This is a genomic window from Streptomyces sp. NPDC002868 (assembly GCF_055563295.1).
The window spans coordinates 126124-140511 of sequence record NZ_JBVHDR010000011.1 but is presented as its reverse complement, the minus strand read 5'-3'; the positions used below and the strand labels follow the sequence as shown (position 1 = coordinate 140511).

The window sequence follows — 14388 nt, the reverse complement described above, 5'->3', positions numbered from 1 at the left end:
GGTTGTCGGAGACGGGCCTCCGACGACCACTCGGCGTCAGTGGTTCGGAACTGCCTGCATCGCCCTGCGGAGACCTGTGCGGGCAGCGGCGAGTTCGTCCTCCGACGTGTGCAGGCGTTGCTCCAGCACGGTTTGGCGATCCCGGGCCTCTGCCAGTTCGCGGCTCAGCGCAGCATTCTGTCGCTCCAGCTCCTGAACTCTGTCGATCAGATGGCTGCGGTTCGTTTCCTCCAGCTCCGCCCCCAGCGAGAGCTGTACGCGTTCACGGAGCCGGCCCCGCTCCTTCTTGAGGTCCTTGATCTCGTCCCGTGCCAGGGCAAGTTCCGTCTGCAGTCCGGCAGGCGACAGCTGTTGCCCACCACGTGGGGCAGGGCAGGAGAGGCCCTGCTCGCGTTGGGTGGTCATGGCGCCCTGAACGGCGTCCCGTACCTGAGGCTGGTTGTAGATGAACCAGGTGGATACCGATGCGTCTCGGGCGACTTGAGCGATGTTGATGCGTTGGCCTGCGCTGAGCAGGTCACGTACGACGGCGAGTGTGCGCGCGGTCTTGGCCTCGCTGTCCTGGACACGGCTGGCGCGCAGCCGTTCCACTCGGGCGTCCCGGCTTTGTGTGTCGGAAGTCGGTGTCCGCTTCATTCGGGGCTCCGTGTCGTCAGCGCCTCTACGGGGAGGAAGCTTGCGGCCGAGCGGGCCTTGCGAAGCTCGCGTGAGGCCGATTCGACGGCGGCCCGTTCCTCGGTGGGCATGGCGTCGAGCTTGCGTCGCATCTCGACGGCCGACTTCGAGTAGGCGTGGATCTGGTCGTCGAGGTTGCGCACGACCCACTCAGCGGCGTCCATGGCCAGGGCGGCCTCCTTGTCGGCCCGTAGGTCCGCGATCTGTTGTTCCAGGGCGGGGAGATAGGAGGGGTCCGGCCGATAGAAGTCGCAGCCGGCGCACTGGAAGCGGATGCGGCAGTGCCCGCCACCGGCTTTGACGTTGCTCGGCTCGGTGCAGCCGCCGTACGGAACTCCGACGCTCTCCACCTCGTAGGCCAGGGGATCGCCGAAGGCACGCGAGTCGCCGTGCCGGTCGACGGCGAGCGCCGCGACCGTCCTGACCGCCTCCTGTTTCCGGCCGAGGGAGATTCTGTAGTAGCCCATGGTGACGTCCAGCGAACGGTGGTCCATGAGTTCGCGCAGCACATCGGGGCGGGTCCCGGCGTCCGCATGGCGCTGGGCGTACGCGTGGCGGAAGCCGTACGGGACGATCTGGGTGCGGTCGTACGCGAGCGGCTCGCCGTCGTCGTCCAGGCGCTCGTCCACGAGGTCCGGAATCAGCTCGTCCACCCAGTCGCGGAAGACCCTGCTGCAGAACTGCGAGGAGGTCAGATTGCCGCGACGAGGGCGGTTGCGCTGCCCCGGGGAGGGAAACAGCCACTGCGCGCAGGCCGGCACGGTGGGTAGCCGGTCGAGTTCCTTCTGCCATGTCTCGATCGTCTTGGCGGTCCTCTCCGAGATCGGCAGCCGACGTCCGTGCCGCCGCCGCTTGTGGTTGTCGTAGATCAGCGTCGGCTTGCCGTCGACCCACTCCAGGCAGTCGCGGCGCAGGCTCGTGACCTCACCGGGGCGGCGGCCGGTGTCCCGGAGGATCAAGTAGGCCACCTGATACATCCGCGCGAAGTCGGTGGCTGTCCAGCCACCGCTCTCGTACGCCGTCGAGGTGCCCAGCAAGTCGATGTTCGCGTCGAGTTGGGCAATAACGTGTTCAGGGAGAGCTCGGCCGATGTCGTCCTCGGACACCTCCACCGCGGCTATGGTGTGGAAGCGGGGGTTGAGCGCGAAGCCGCCGGGCAGGTGGTCCATCATCCCGGCCTGTCGCGCGTATTCCAGGAACGTGCGCCAGTGGCGGAGGAGCGCCCGGCGGTGGCTGGTGGAGTAGTCGTGGCCGTCCTCAGGGCGCTTCGTGATGCGGAACAGGTCCACCACGGCGTTCATATCCGCCATCGCCAGCCGCTGCGGTTCCTCGCCGTACGGGCGGCTCGCCAGGGCGCCGGAGGCGATCGTCGCTGCATACACGGTCTGCCTCAGATCCTGGACGTTCGGACGAGCTGTACGGCCGTACTCCTTGACCAGTTCCCGCAGCCAGCTCTGCCGCACGGGCCGGAAGTCGATGTCACCGCAGTCGATGCTCACGCAGTGCGGCGGCTAGCCTGCCCCGCATGCAGCTGATCATCACGACGCTCGCCGAGCGGCCCGAACTCCAGGGCCCCATGTGGCAGATGCTCGACACCTGGCCGAAGTTTGTGATCAACGACCCGGTGGGCTGGGCGAACATCGGGCGGATCGTCGCCGAACTGCCGGAGTACGTGCTGGTCGCGACCGACCCGGACGGCCGGGTGGTGGGCCGGGCGTTCAGCGTGCCGTTCCTGATGGCGGCGGAGGGGCGCGGCGGGCTCCCCGAAGGCGGCTGGGACCAGGTGATGCTGTGGGCCTTCTCCGATCTGCGGCACGGGCGTACGCCGGACACGGTGAGCGCGATCGAGATCACCGTCGCCGAGGACCGGCAGGGTCAGGGCATCTCCGGCCGGATGCTGGCCGCGCTGCGCGAGAACGTCCGCAGGCTCGGCTTCCAGGAGCTGGTCGCGCCGGTGCGGCCGAGCGCGAAGAGCGGTGAACCGTACGCCCTGATCGAGGAGTACGCGCACCGCACCCGGGCCGCCGACGGTCTGCCGTACGACCCCTGGCTGCGGGTTCATGTCCGGGCCGGCGGGGTCGTCGAGTCGGTGGCGCCGGCCTCCATGACGGTCTCCGGGTCGCTGAAGCAGTGGCGTGAGTGGACCGGGCTGCCCTTCGAGGAGTCCGGTCCGGTGGAGGTGCCGGGCGCGCTGGTGCCGGTGCACTGCGAGGCGGAGCGCGGGTACGCGGTGTATGTGGAGCCCAATGTGTGGGTGCGGCACCGGGTTTGACGCGAAGAGGCCGCCTCACGGGCGGCCTCCAGCGGTTGTACTTCACTGCTCGCGGCTGTACGTCACTGCTCGCCGAGCTTGTCCAGGTCGAGGATGTCCTTGGCCGCCGGCTTCTTCGCCGCGACCGGCTTGTTGTACGCGGAGAAGGTCATCGTGCCCGGCTCCTCGCCGCCCACCTGCTCGACCTTCAGCAGATACGGCTCGCCCTCGGTGGCGACGTACAGCGTGTAGGTCGCCTCGCCGTCCGACTCGGTGAGCTTCAGCGCCTTCTGGCCGTTGACCGTGGTCTCCCCGGCCCGGCGGGCAGCGTTGTCGTTCGCCTCGAGTTCGGACAGCACGCTGTCGAGGTCGCAGAGTTCGAGGCTGTCCTTGGCCTCGGGGTCGGAGACGTCCGTCAGCATCCAGCGGCCCTTGAGCGTCTTGATCACGGCGTCGGCCTCCGCGGCCGGTTCGCCCTTGCTCTGCTCCCGGAGGAAGGCCTCGTCGAACCGCATGTACGCGGTGTTCCCCGTCTTGATCAGCTCGACCGTGCCGTCGCTGCCGACGGACAGCGTGCCCTTGCAGTCGCCCTTGGTGCTGATGGCCATGAAGCCCTTGGTGGGTCCGTCGGCCGTCTTCATCGTGATGTCGAGGGTCAGGGAGGTGGCCGCCTTGGTGGCTCTGGCCGCTCTGTTGGCTATCTCGGGGCCGGACAGGCCCGCGAACGGCTCGGTGGCCTTCTTGTCCTTGGCGTTCTCCTTGGCGCCCTTCGAACTCGCGGAGCTCTTCGACCCCTTGGAGGCGGGCTCCGGGTCGAGCGGTCCGCAGGCCGCGCCGCCGAGGGCGACAACGGCGGCGAGTACGGCGAAGGCGGTGCGACGGCGGCGGGCGGGAGCGATGGCATGCATGGCGTGTTCTCCGGGTGGAAAGGGGGGTGGGTCAGGGACGGGTGTGGCGGATCAGAGCTTCAGCTCCCACTGCGAGGCGTCGTACGTCAGACCCGGGCTGACCTCGACCGTCAGCTCCTTGGCGGCGGCCGGGGCGTCGAAGGCGAACCGTACCGTGGACTTCTTGCCGGGCAGGATCGTGCCGCTGAAGCCGCTGCCGACCTTCTCGTCGAAGATCTGCTCGGCGTTGACGCCGTCCTTCCCGGCGCGGGCGTCCGTCGTCAGCAGCGTGGTGTCGAACTTCTTCTTGCCGCCGTTCTCGACGACCACGGTCACCTCGTACGCCTTGTTGCCCGCGGTGTGACCGGCGGCGAACTCGCTCGGGGTGTACGCCTTGGGCGCGGAGACCGTGATCTTGAGGTCGTCGTCGTAGACGGCGGTGTCACCGGCCGCGAGGCCCGCACCCTTCCCCTTGGCGTCGCCCTTCGCCGCACCGTCGCTCTTGCCGGCGGCCGGCTCCTTCGACGCGGTGGTGCCGGTGGCCGCCTTGTTGATCTCGTCGACCGCCTCGTCCACGGCCTTGAAGGTGAGTACCGCGCCGACGACCGAGAGGATCAGCGCGACCAGTCCGAGGACCGCGCCGGTGGTGGTCGCACCCTTGTTGGCGGCCTCGCCGCGCTTGACGCGGCCCCGTCCCGACAGGCCCAGGATCAGGGCGATCAGGCCGAGGATGCCGGCCAGCCAGAAGAAGAACGGGATCAGACCGGAGACGGTGCCGATGATGCCGAGCACCAGCGCGGCCGTGCCGAGGCCGTTGCGCATCGGGACCGGGGGCGGTGCCTGCTGCCCGAACTGCGGGGCGCCGTACTGCGGCTGCTGCATGGAATGGGACATGGATGTCCTCCGGGGACGTGGAGTGTGGTGCGGACTTGCCGAAAGTCCCGTGTAGCGACGGGTTAATGAGACCAGGGGCTGTGAACCGAGTCAACACGATTCACGAGATTCCGGTTCACTCACACTGTGAAGGGATGCATCATTCGTGCGCCGGTATGCTCGGCGACACAGCAGACGGGCAGGACCGGCTGGCGTGGGAGAGGGAGGCGGCCAGGTGCCGGAGAACGCAAGCGAGGTGACGGCCGCCGGGATCGCCCGGCTGGCAGGAGTCGGACGGGCCGCGGTCAGCAACTGGCGGCGACGGCACGCGGACTTCCCCAAACCCGTGGGCGGCACCGAGACCAGTCCGTCGTTCGCCCTTGCAGAGGTCGAGCAGTGGCTGCGTGACCAGGGGAAACTCGCCGAAGTCCCGCTGCGCGAACGGGTCTGGCAACTACTCGCCGACCACCCGGCGACAGCCGCCACCGCACTGGTCCAGGCAGGCTGCACCCTGCTGCTCGTACGGGACAGGCCGAGCCTGTGGCAGGAGCTGACGGCCGCCTCCGACAAGCGCATGGCGGAACTGCTGCCGACCGCGATGGAGCCGGTACTGGCGGCGCGCTTCGGCGAGGACCGAGGTGACCTCTTCCGTGAGCTCGGGGCCTCCGAACGCTCCTCGGGCGTGCCCTCGATCGCCGGAGGGGTTCACAGCGTGCCCCTGCTGCGCTCGGTCGCCGAACTCGCCGCCGAGCTGGGCCACCGGGAGACCTACGAGTTCCTGCTCGGGCGCTTCCTCGACACCAACCTCCGCCAGTACACCCTCACGCCTCCCGGCCCCGCCGCCCTCATGGCTGCCGTCGCCGGGCCCGCCGCCACCGTGCACGACCCGGCCGCCGGAGCAGGCACCCTGCTGCGCGCCGTCGAGAACCCCTCCGCCCTGTACGCCCAGGACGCCGACCCCGACCTCACCGCGCTCACCGCGCTGCGCCTCGCCCTGCACTCCGACGCCACGGTCCGCGCCCGCTGCGGCGACACCCTGCGCGCCGACGCCTTCCCCGAGGCCTCCGTCGACGCCGTGCTCTGCCACCCGCCGTTCAACGAGCGCAACTGGGGCCACGACGAACTCGCCTACGACCCGCGCTGGGAGTACGGCTTCCCGGCCCGCACCGAGTCCGAACTGGCCTGGGTGCAGCACGCGCTGGCCCGACTGCGCCCCGGCGGCACCGCCGTCCTGCTGATGCCGCCGGCCGCCGCGTCCCGCCGCTCGGGACGCCGTATCCGCGCGGGCCTGCTGCGCCGCGGCGCGCTTCGGGCCGTCGTCTCGCTGCCGGCCGGCGCCGCGCCCCCGTACGGCATCCCCCTCCACCTCTGGGTGCTGCGCAGGCCCGAGGCGGGCAAGCCGCCCGCGTCCGAACTGCTGCTCGTGGACACCGCCGAGCTGGCCGGAGCCGGCGGCGGCCGCGACAAGCTCGACTGGCAGGCCGTCCAGAGTGCCGTCCTCGACGCCTGGCAGCCCTTCGACCGGCACGGCACGGCCGAGGAGCGGCCGGGCGTCAGCCGCGCGGTCCCGGTCATCGAACTCCTCGACGACGACGTGGACCTGGCCCCCGCCCGGCACCTCCCGCCGCCGGCCGCGGGCGGCGGCGCGGCCGAGCTGCTGCGCGTACGGGACCGGCTCGCGGACACCCTCCGGCTGACCGGCGAACTCACCCCGGCGCCGTCCGCCCACGACCGGCCCGCGCCCTGGCCCGCCACCACGGTCGGCGAACTGGCCCGCGCGGGCGCGCTGGTGATCCGGGCCGGCGGCACGGGCGCGTCGTCCGGTGCTGCCGTACCCGTACTCAGCGAGCAGGACGTCCTCGCCGGCACCGGGCCTTCGGGCACGCTCCCCGAAGGACCCGACGAGGAGGCCGTACTCGTCGCGGAAGGCGATGTCGTCGTGCCGGTGCTCGGTGGCGGTTCGGTCGTACGCGTCGTCGACGCGGCGACGGCGGGCGCGGCGCTCGGCCGCAACCTCCAGCTGCTGCGCCCCGATCCGGCGGCGCTCGACCCATGGTTCCTCGCCGGGTTCCTGCGCGGTACCGCCAACACCCGGCAGGCCAGCAGCTATGCGTCCACCTCGACCCGGCTGGACGTACGCCGACTGCAGCTGCCCCGGCTGCCGTTGGCCGACCAGCGGCGGTACGGTGAACGCTTCCGCGCACTGGCCGCGTTCGAGGACGCGCTGCGACTGGCGGGGCGGCTGGGGGAGCAGCTGGTCCAGGGTCTGTACGACGGTCTGGCGGACGGCAGTCTCACGGCGTGACCGGTTCGACAACGGTTCCGTACAACCCGGCAGCCGTTGTCCGTGTCGGTGTATACGCTCGTCCTCGCAAACCGCCTCGTCCCCAGGCCTTCAGGAGCACCAATGCATGGCCCCGGCTATATGCCGCCGCAGCCTCCGCGCGACATACCGACGTCGGTGATCGTGCTGCGGGTGCTCTTCGCGATACTCCCCGTCTTCAGCTGCGGGATGCTGGCCTGGGGCACGATGCTGCGGCTCGCACTCGTCACCAAGCGCGCGCTCGACTGGGTGCTCTTCGCGGTGGTGCTGGTCTCCTTCATTGCCTGCTTCGGCACGTTGCTGTCGGACCCCACCGAAAACCTGACCATGACCCGGTCGGATGTGTCGATCGGCATCATGCTCGCCGTTGCCCTGGCCGTCGTGCCCTACTTCCTGTACGCGGACATCAAGCACTTCTCTTCCCGGGTCGCGCAGCCGTACTACGGGCCCACCGTGCCCTACGGCCTGCCGCCGCAGGCACAGCCGCTGGCGCCGAAGCCGCCCGTGGCCGGATACGGCTACCCGACGGTCCCGCACCAGTCCCAGCCCCAGCCGCAGTCCCAGCCCCAGCCCCAGCCCCAGCCCCAGCCCCAGCCTCAGCCGCAGTCCCAGCCCCAGCCGCACTCCCCGTCCGACAAGCCCCGCATCGACCAGGTACGCGCCGAGCTCGACGAGCTCAGCGACTACCTCCGCAAGGAGCAAGGCCGGGAGCAGGGCCCGGAGCAGGGCCGGTGAACGGACGCGTCATCGCGAGCCGTTACGAGCTCTCCACCGTCATCGGCCAGGGCGGCATGGGCCAGGTCTGGACGGCGTACGACAACCGCCTCGACCGCCGCGTCGCCGTCAAGCTGCTCCGCCCCGACCACATGGCCGCGGCCGCCGCCGCCGACGACATGCGTCGCCGCTTCGTTCGCGAGTGCCGGGTCACCGCCCAGGTCTCGCACCCCGGTCTGGTCACCGTCCATGACGCGGGCAGCGACGGCGAGGAGCTCTTCCTCGTCATGCAGTACGTCGAGGGCGCGGACCTCGCCGACCATCTCGCCGAGCAGGAGCCGTACCCCTGGCCGTGGGCCGTCTCGGTCGCCGCCCAGCTGTGCGCGGTGCTCGCCGCCGTGCACGCCGTGCCGATCGTCCACCGCGACCTCAAGCCGCGGAACGTCATGGTGAAGCCCGACGGTACGGTCACGGTCCTCGACCTCGGCGTCGCGTCCGTCATCGACGTGGACACCACCCGCCTCACACACACCGGATCGCCCATCGGCAGCCCCGCCTATATGGCCCCCGAGCAGGCGATGGGCGGCGCGGTCGGCCCGTACACCGATCTCTACGCCCTCGGCGTGCTGCTGCACGAACTCCTCAGCGGGAACGTCCCGTTCGCGGGCTCCACCGCGCTCGGTGTGCTGCACCGCCATCTCTACGAGCCGCCGCTCCCGGTCCGCCAGCTGCGCCCCGACATCCCCGAACCGCTCGAAGCACTGGTCCTGCGGCTGCTCGCCAAGGACCCGCAGCACCGCCCGACGGGCGCGCAGGAGGTGTACGAGGCTCTCGCGCCGCTGCTGCCCAGCCGCGGCGCCCCCGCAGGACCGCTCGACCCGACCCGGCCCTTCCTGCGCCCGCACGCCCCCTGGCCGGACCGCGTCACCGCCCCGCCGCCGCCCATGACACCCCCGACTCCGCCGGCGCCACGCCCCGATGTCGCGGCCGCCGTCGACGAGGTCAAGCGCCTCCTCGGCGAGGGCAGCATCACCCAGGCCGTGGACATCCTCGGCGGGATCCTCCCGGCGGCCGCCGCCGAACACGGCGAGCACTCGCCGGTCGTACGGATCCTGCGCAAGCAGTACGCGACGACGCTGATGGACGACGGGCAGTACCGCCGTGCGCTTCCCGAGCTGCGGCGGCTTGCCGACGACCGGGCCGCCGAGGCGGGCCCGGCCGACCCGCAGACGCTGCAGTACCGCTACGACGCGGCGCAGTGCCTGGAGCAGCTGGGCGAGGCGGCCGCCGCGCTCGCCGAGTACCGCGCCGTCCTGCCGTACTACGAGAACAAGCAGTCGGGCGGCGCGGACGCGGCCCGCGCCTTCGACGTCCGCCACCGGATCGGGAATCTGCTGCTCGCGGTGGGCGACCACACGGCGGCGAGGCACCAGCTGCAGGGCCTGCTGTACGACGCCGAGCGGGCGTTGGGGCCGTACCACCAGCTGCCGGTCGAGCTGCGACGCGCGCTCAACCGGCAGCAGCAGTTCCACAGCAAGTAGCCGCGGGAGCAAGCAACCACGGGAGCACGTACCCGCGGGACTCTCGCCGGACGATCAGTTCGCGCGCAGATACGCCGAGGTGGACACCCGCCCCAGCAGGCTCAGCCGCGAAGTCCCGCTCGCCAGGTGCTTGTCCAGGGCGTCCTGCACCCCGGGCCAGGCCTTGTCGCCGTAGTCGTCGAGGACCACGATCCCGCCCGGGGCCACGATCTGCTCGACCCATTCCAGATCGGCCCGCACCCCGTCCATGGAGTGATCGCCGTCCACCACGATCACTCCGTACTCCCGGTCGGAGACGGCGGCCCGCACCTCCGGATCACCCGAGAAGCCCTGCTGGATTCGCGCGTCGATCACCGAACCGACGCCGCCGAGTGCCAGGTTGGCCCGTACGACGTCCTCGCGCACCGGCGTGCCGGTGGGATCCGCGCCCTGCGGGGCGGCGCCGGGCTGAAGCTGCGCGCCCGCCAGCGGATCGACGATCGTCAGATGCGGTTCGAGCCCGGACCGGTGCAGCATCCGCAGCAGTCCCGCGGCGAACATCCCGTACAGGGTGCCGATTTCGAGGACATTGCCGTTCGGCGGGGAGAGCAGCGGCACCGTGGCGAGCTTTCCGCACACGTTGGAGGTGGACCCGGCCAGCCTGCCCACGCCGAGTGACTCCAGGGCGATCACCGTGCGATAGGCGACGGTCACATTGCGGAGAGCGTGTTCACTGCCGTCCGCCACGCCCTGGATCTGACGCGCGAGGGTGTCGATCTGGGCGGCGGTGGGCGTCCGGTGGCCGCTTCGACCCGTCCCGTCGACGAGCAGGCCGAGTCCGTACTGCGGGTTCTGCAGGGCGGCCACTTTTCGGTGGAGAGCGTCGAGATCGGTCTGCAAGGCCTGCGTGGCACGCTTCACATGCTGCTCGATGCGCCGTTCGATCATGGTGTCGGCTGGGCTCAAGACCCACTTCGCCAGCCGGTTCCGAAGGAGAGAGGGCATGCCGGGGAAGGTACGCCGGAGCGCCGCCGCGCGGGCCACGGCGGGATGCTGCGCAGATGAAGTCCTGATGGCTTTGCGGCGGCGGAATTGTGACGTCGTTACGACGGAATGCCGCGTCCCCCTTAGGGGGCTCCGCCCCCGTTGCCCGGTCCTGGGGCGCTGGACGGGCTGGATGTGCTGCCCGTCCAGCGCGCCCGCAGCAGGGGCAGCAGAGCGAGGCCCCCAAGTGCCAGCAGCCCCGCGGCCCCGATCGCCGCGCCCGCCTTCAGGCCCGGTGGGCGGAACGAGCAGTCGACCGTCGTCGCCTTGCCCTCCAGAGGTACGGCGACGAGCCCGAGGTAGGAGTCCGCGGGCCTGCCGTTGCAGCTCCAGCCCGCGATCCGGGGCGCGGCGAGGACAGCCGTCCTCTGGGTGCCGGGCGGGAGTTCGGCCCGTACGCCGCTGTCGGTGACGTTGAGAGACACCGGCCCTGTCGTCTTCAGCTGGTCCACCGCGGCGGTGAGCTTCGCCCGGTCCAGACAGCCCACGGTTGTACGAGGGTTGCCACGGCTGTAACTGATCGTCGCACCGGGGGAGTTCACTGTTCCGAGCGAGGTGAGCACGGCACGCCGCTTGGGCTGTCCGCCGCGCAGCGTCACCTGCTCGTTGTCGCCGAGGCGGGCCTTGCCGGTGTAGTTCGGCGCCCAGAGGAAGACCTCGCTGCCGACCGGGCAGGAGCCGTTCACCGGAGAGTCGTAGACCTGCGAGCCGAGCAGCAGCTCCTGGTTGCGGAACGGGTTCCAGTTGTAGCGCCCCGCGGGACCTGCGGGCCGCACCGTCAGCAGCGGCGGCGTCCGGGCGGCCCGAGTCATCTCCGGGTGCTGTCCCGGCTTGGTGCGTACCCGTGCGCCGACGGCGAAGATCGCGTCCGTGACCGGGTTGTCCAGGGACTGCACACTGCGGCCGTTGGACGTCCAGCCCGCGCCGAGCGCGGCCAGCGTGCGGGTGTACACATCGGGCGTGTGGCTGCTGTAGTACGCGCCGCCCTGGCCGCCCATCAGGATCGGATCGTTGCCGGTGATCTGGTCGCGGCCCGGGTCGGTGCGGTAGCGCGGCCAGCCGTCGGCCTTCGCCACGGCCGCCGCCCGCTCGCTCTGCGGCTCGCCCCAGGCCGGGTAGTCGTCCAGCCTGCCGAGCCGCTGCCGGTCGGCGTACGCGGTGGTCGCCGCTGCCTGCCCGATCAGAGCGCCGCTGAGCAGCAGCGCCGCGACCACGGCGTACTTGCCGCGCCTGGCGAGCAGCAGACCGCCCGCCACCGCCGCGATCCCGGCCGCGAACAGCGGGAAGGTCCAGGCGGTGACGAGGTCGCTGGTGGAGGCGGTGAGTGCGATCACGGCCACCACGGCGCCGCCGCCGACCAGGGCGCGCCGCCCCGGCCAGTCGTACGAGAGGCAGATCCAGGCGGCGATCACGAGAATCCCGGCGAAGACGAAGGTCTGCCGGTACGGGCTGCCGTTGGGCGTCGCGAAGACATGCCACACCAGATGCGTCGGCGCCCACTGGAGTGACACCAGGGTCGCCGCCGCGAGACCTGTCCACACCCACCGCTCGCTCCGTGGCACCGCGCTGTTGAACGCGAGCGTGCAGGCCAGCAGCAGCGCGCCGCTGCCGAGGAAGACCGCGGGCGTGAAGAAGCTGTACGTCGCCGGCAGCGTGCGGGCGAACACATCGGCCCAGCCGGCCGGCGCGAACTCCTTCGTCCACCCCGGATAGGCGTGCTTGGAGCCGAGGAAGACGGGGATCAGGACGGGCGCGGCCAGCGCGATGCCGAGCAGTACGGCCCGGGCGGCCCGCAGCAGTGCCCGCATCCGGTCCCGTACCGCCGTCTCCTCCAGCAGCAGCCGCACGAGAAGCACCAGCGCGGCCCCGATGGTCGCCATGTACGCGGTGTAGAAGTTGGCGATCCACACCACCGCGACGACCATCGGGCCGAGAACCGGCCGGCGTGCCGTGCGTGCCCACTCGCCGACCAGGCACAGCAGCGGGAAGGCGACGAGGCCGTCCATCCACATCGGGTTGTACGAGGCCTCGACGACCGACCAGCCGCACAGCGCGTACGAGCCGCCGAGCACCGCCGCCATCCACCAGCGCCCGCCCGTGTCCTTGCGCAGTGACAGCAGCAGCCAGGTCATGGCCGCGGCCGCGGTCGCCATCTTCAGCAGCGTGATCACATAGACGGCGAGGTCGATCCGGTCCCGTGGGAAGAGTCCGACCAGTAGCGAGTACGGGCTGGTCAGATAGGTCCCGAGGTCGGGCAGAAAGCTGGTGCCGTATCCGGACTGCCAGTTCAGCAGCAGTCCGCCGTCGGCCCGCCCGTGCAGCAGATCCCACAGGTGCGCATGAAATGGCACAAACTGATTGCCGAGGTCGTTCACGCTGCGGGTGTGCGGTCCGAAGGGGAAGCTGCGGGCGACGGCGTCACCGGCGCACACGGCTCCCACGGTGATCAGCGCGGCGAGGGCGGCGGCGCGGCCGCGCGCGGATTGCAGAGTCGACATGATTCCTCGAATATGCCAGCGTGGATGGTGAAAACATGTCGTGGGAAGCCCAGTTCACGAAATGGTCGCCTGAGCGTCATGCAGGGAATCCGCATGGGACATTCGGGTGGGTTGTTGTTCTTCCGTGCTGATCTCGATAGTTGTTCCGTGCTTCAACGAAGAGGAGATCATCGGCCGCTTCCATGAACATGTGACCGCAGAACTCTCCCTGCTCGGGCAGGAATTCGAGTTGGTCTATGTGGACGATGGAAGCCAGGACCGGACGCTCCCTCTCCTCGAGGAGATCGCCGAGGCCGACCCTCGTACCCGCTATGTCTCCTTCAGCCGCAACTTCGGCAAGGAGGCGGCGATGCTCGCCGGGCTCCAGCATGCCGAGGGCGACGCCGTGGTCATCATGGACGCCGACCTCCAGCACCCGCCGGAGCTGGTCAGGCGCATGCTGCAGCTTCATGAGGAGGGCTTCGACCAGGTCATCGCCCGCCGCACGCGCAAAGGCGACCGGGTCACCCGCACCCTCACCGCCCGCGCCTACTACTGGCTGATCAACCGGCTCGTCGACGTCGAACTCGTCGACGGCGTGGGCGACTTCCGGCTGCTGTCGCGCCGCACGGTGGACGCGATCCTCGAACTCACCGAATACAACCGCTTCTCCAAGGGCCTGTTCGCCTGGGTCGGTTTCCGCACCACGACCTTCGAGTACGAGAATGCGGTGCGTGAGCAGGGCCGCTCCAAGTGGAGCTTCGGCAAACTGCTCAACTATGGCCTCGACGGCCTGCTCTCCTTCAACAACAAGCCGCTGCGGGCCGCCGTCTATCTCGGGCTGCTGCTTGTCACGCTCGCCATAGCGTATTCCGCCTGGATTGTCGGTGTCGCCCTGGTGAACGGCGTGGACACCCCCGGGTATGTCACCCTTCTGGTGGCGGTCACGGCACTCGCCGGCGTGCAGATGCTGATGCTGGGGGTGGTCGGCGAGTACGTCGGCCGTATCTACTACGAGGTGAAGCGGCGACCGCACTTCCTGGTGAAGGCCACCAACGCCGGCCTTCCGCACCAGCAGGAAGGTGAGCGGCACAAACGCAACGGGGAGCTCGTAAGACGATGACGGTCCGGGTCCAGCTGGTCAGGTTCGCCCTGGTGGGGGTGGTGAACACCGGGACGTACTACGGCCTGTATCTGGCCCTGCTCACCTGGCTGCCCTATGTGGCGGCGCATGTCGTCGCCTTCGCGCTGAGCATGGTCGGGTCCTTCTTCCTGACCTCGTACTTCACATACAGGACCCGTCCCACCTGGCGGAAGTTCCTCCTCTTCCCGCTCACCAACGCGGCGAACTTCGTCGTCACCACGAGCGGCGTCTATCTCCTGGTGGACGTGTTGCACTTCGGCAGCCGCTACGCCCCGCTGATCGCGGCGGGTGCCGCCGTCCCGATCACCTTCGTCGTGTCCCGGACGATCATGCTGCGCCCGGAGCCGGCTCGCCCGGCGGCGCAGGTTGAACGCCATGTGAACGTGTGCGTCGCAACTTCCGGCGAATCGTCGGTCGAATCAGTGGCCCAGGCCAGGGAGACTGCCTAACATCGATCACCGCAGGGTCTTGTGCATCGTC

At 70.2% G+C, this 14388-nt stretch carries 12 protein-coding genes; 6 read left to right on the top strand and 6 right to left on the bottom strand.

All coding sequences use genetic code 11. The features are described 5' to 3' along the window. Positions 1-36: 36 nt before the first annotated feature. Positions 37-636, bottom strand: coding sequence for a DUF6262 family protein (locus ACZ3H8_RS29180; protein ID WP_467406965.1), 600 nt, complete (start codon positions 634-636; stop codon positions 37-39). After that, positions 633-2174, bottom strand: coding sequence for a tyrosine-type recombinase/integrase (locus ACZ3H8_RS29175; RefSeq protein ID WP_467406962.1), 1542 nt, complete (start codon positions 2172-2174; stop codon positions 633-635). The genes ACZ3H8_RS29180 and ACZ3H8_RS29175 overlap by 4 nt, the downstream gene beginning before the upstream one ends. 26 nt (positions 2175-2200) lie before the next feature. Between ACZ3H8_RS29175 and ACZ3H8_RS29170 the strand changes: the two genes are divergently transcribed. Further along, positions 2201-2947, top strand: coding sequence for an N-acetyltransferase (locus ACZ3H8_RS29170; protein ID WP_467406961.1), 747 nt, complete (start codon positions 2201-2203; stop codon positions 2945-2947). A gap of 62 nt (positions 2948-3009) precedes the next feature. Here the strand turns inward: ACZ3H8_RS29170 and ACZ3H8_RS29165 are convergent, their stop codons facing one another. Then, positions 3010-3834 carry a hypothetical protein gene (locus ACZ3H8_RS29165; protein ID WP_467406958.1) on the bottom strand — a complete coding sequence of 275 codons (825 nt, stop codon included), beginning with the start codon at positions 3832-3834 and terminating at the stop codon, positions 3010-3012. A 51-nt stretch (positions 3835-3885) separates the two neighbouring features. Further along, positions 3886-4707, bottom strand: coding sequence for a DUF4352 domain-containing protein (locus tag ACZ3H8_RS29160; RefSeq protein WP_467406956.1), 822 nt, complete (start codon positions 4705-4707; stop codon positions 3886-3888). Between the two features lie 214 nt (positions 4708-4921). On the opposite strand from ACZ3H8_RS29160, the gene ACZ3H8_RS29155 reads away from it, so the two are divergent. From ACZ3H8_RS29155 to ACZ3H8_RS29145, 3 genes are all read left to right on the top strand, one after another. Beyond that, positions 4922-6991 (top strand): N-6 DNA methylase, encoded by a 2070-nt coding sequence (locus ACZ3H8_RS29155; RefSeq protein ID WP_467406953.1) that lies wholly within the window; start codon positions 4922-4924, stop codon positions 6989-6991. 102 nt (positions 6992-7093) lie between these two features. Continuing rightward, positions 7094-7744, top strand: coding sequence for a hypothetical protein (locus ACZ3H8_RS29150; protein WP_467406952.1), 651 nt, complete (start codon positions 7094-7096; stop codon positions 7742-7744). Next, entirely contained in the window at positions 7741-9264 is a 1524-nt protein-coding gene (locus tag ACZ3H8_RS29145; RefSeq protein WP_467406949.1) for a protein kinase domain-containing protein, read from the top strand. The genes ACZ3H8_RS29150 and ACZ3H8_RS29145 overlap by 4 nt, the downstream gene beginning before the upstream one ends. A gap of 54 nt (positions 9265-9318) precedes the next feature. On the opposite strand, the gene ACZ3H8_RS29140 is transcribed toward ACZ3H8_RS29145, so the two are convergent. Then, on the bottom strand, positions 9319-10248 hold the full coding sequence (locus ACZ3H8_RS29140) for a class I SAM-dependent methyltransferase (protein ID WP_398986475.1): 930 nt from the start codon (positions 10246-10248) through the stop codon (positions 9319-9321). 122 nt (positions 10249-10370) lie between these two features. Continuing rightward, positions 10371-12785: a YfhO family protein gene (locus tag ACZ3H8_RS29135; protein WP_467406945.1), complete on the bottom strand. Its 2415-nt coding sequence runs from the start codon at positions 12783-12785 to the stop codon at positions 10371-10373. A 124-nt stretch (positions 12786-12909) separates the two neighbouring features. Here ACZ3H8_RS29135 and ACZ3H8_RS29130 point away from each other — a divergent pair, with 124 nt between their 5' ends. Next, positions 12910-13887 (top strand): glycosyltransferase family 2 protein, encoded by a 978-nt coding sequence (locus ACZ3H8_RS29130; RefSeq protein WP_467406943.1) that lies wholly within the window; start codon positions 12910-12912, stop codon positions 13885-13887. Then, on the top strand, positions 13884-14357 hold the full coding sequence (locus tag ACZ3H8_RS29125; RefSeq protein ID WP_467406940.1) for a GtrA family protein: 474 nt from the start codon (positions 13884-13886) through the stop codon (positions 14355-14357). The genes ACZ3H8_RS29130 and ACZ3H8_RS29125 overlap by 4 nt, the downstream gene beginning before the upstream one ends. Positions 14358-14388: the final 31 nt, after the last annotated feature.

Coding starts and splice junctions, on each gene's coding strand:
- ACZ3H8_RS29125 (WP_467406940.1), top strand. CDS start 13,884: ATGACGGTCCGGGTCCAGCTGGTCAGGTTCGCCCTGGTGGGGGTGGTG.
- ACZ3H8_RS29135 (WP_467406945.1), bottom strand. CDS start 12,785: ATGTCGACTCTGCAATCCGCGCGCGGCCGCGCCGCCGCCCTCGCCGCG.
- ACZ3H8_RS29150 (WP_467406952.1), top strand. CDS start 7,094: ATGCATGGCCCCGGCTATATGCCGCCGCAGCCTCCGCGCGACATACCG.
- ACZ3H8_RS29160 (WP_467406956.1), bottom strand. CDS start 4,707: ATGTCCCATTCCATGCAGCAGCCGCAGTACGGCGCCCCGCAGTTCGGG.
- ACZ3H8_RS29180 (WP_467406965.1), bottom strand. CDS start 636: ATGAAGCGGACACCGACTTCCGACACACAAAGCCGGGACGCCCGAGTG.
- ACZ3H8_RS29170 (WP_467406961.1), top strand. CDS start 2,201: ATGCAGCTGATCATCACGACGCTCGCCGAGCGGCCCGAACTCCAGGGC.
- ACZ3H8_RS29165 (WP_467406958.1), bottom strand. CDS start 3,834: ATGCATGCCATCGCTCCCGCCCGCCGCCGTCGCACCGCCTTCGCCGTA.
- ACZ3H8_RS29140 (WP_398986475.1), bottom strand. CDS start 10,248: ATGCCCTCTCTCCTTCGGAACCGGCTGGCGAAGTGGGTCTTGAGCCCA.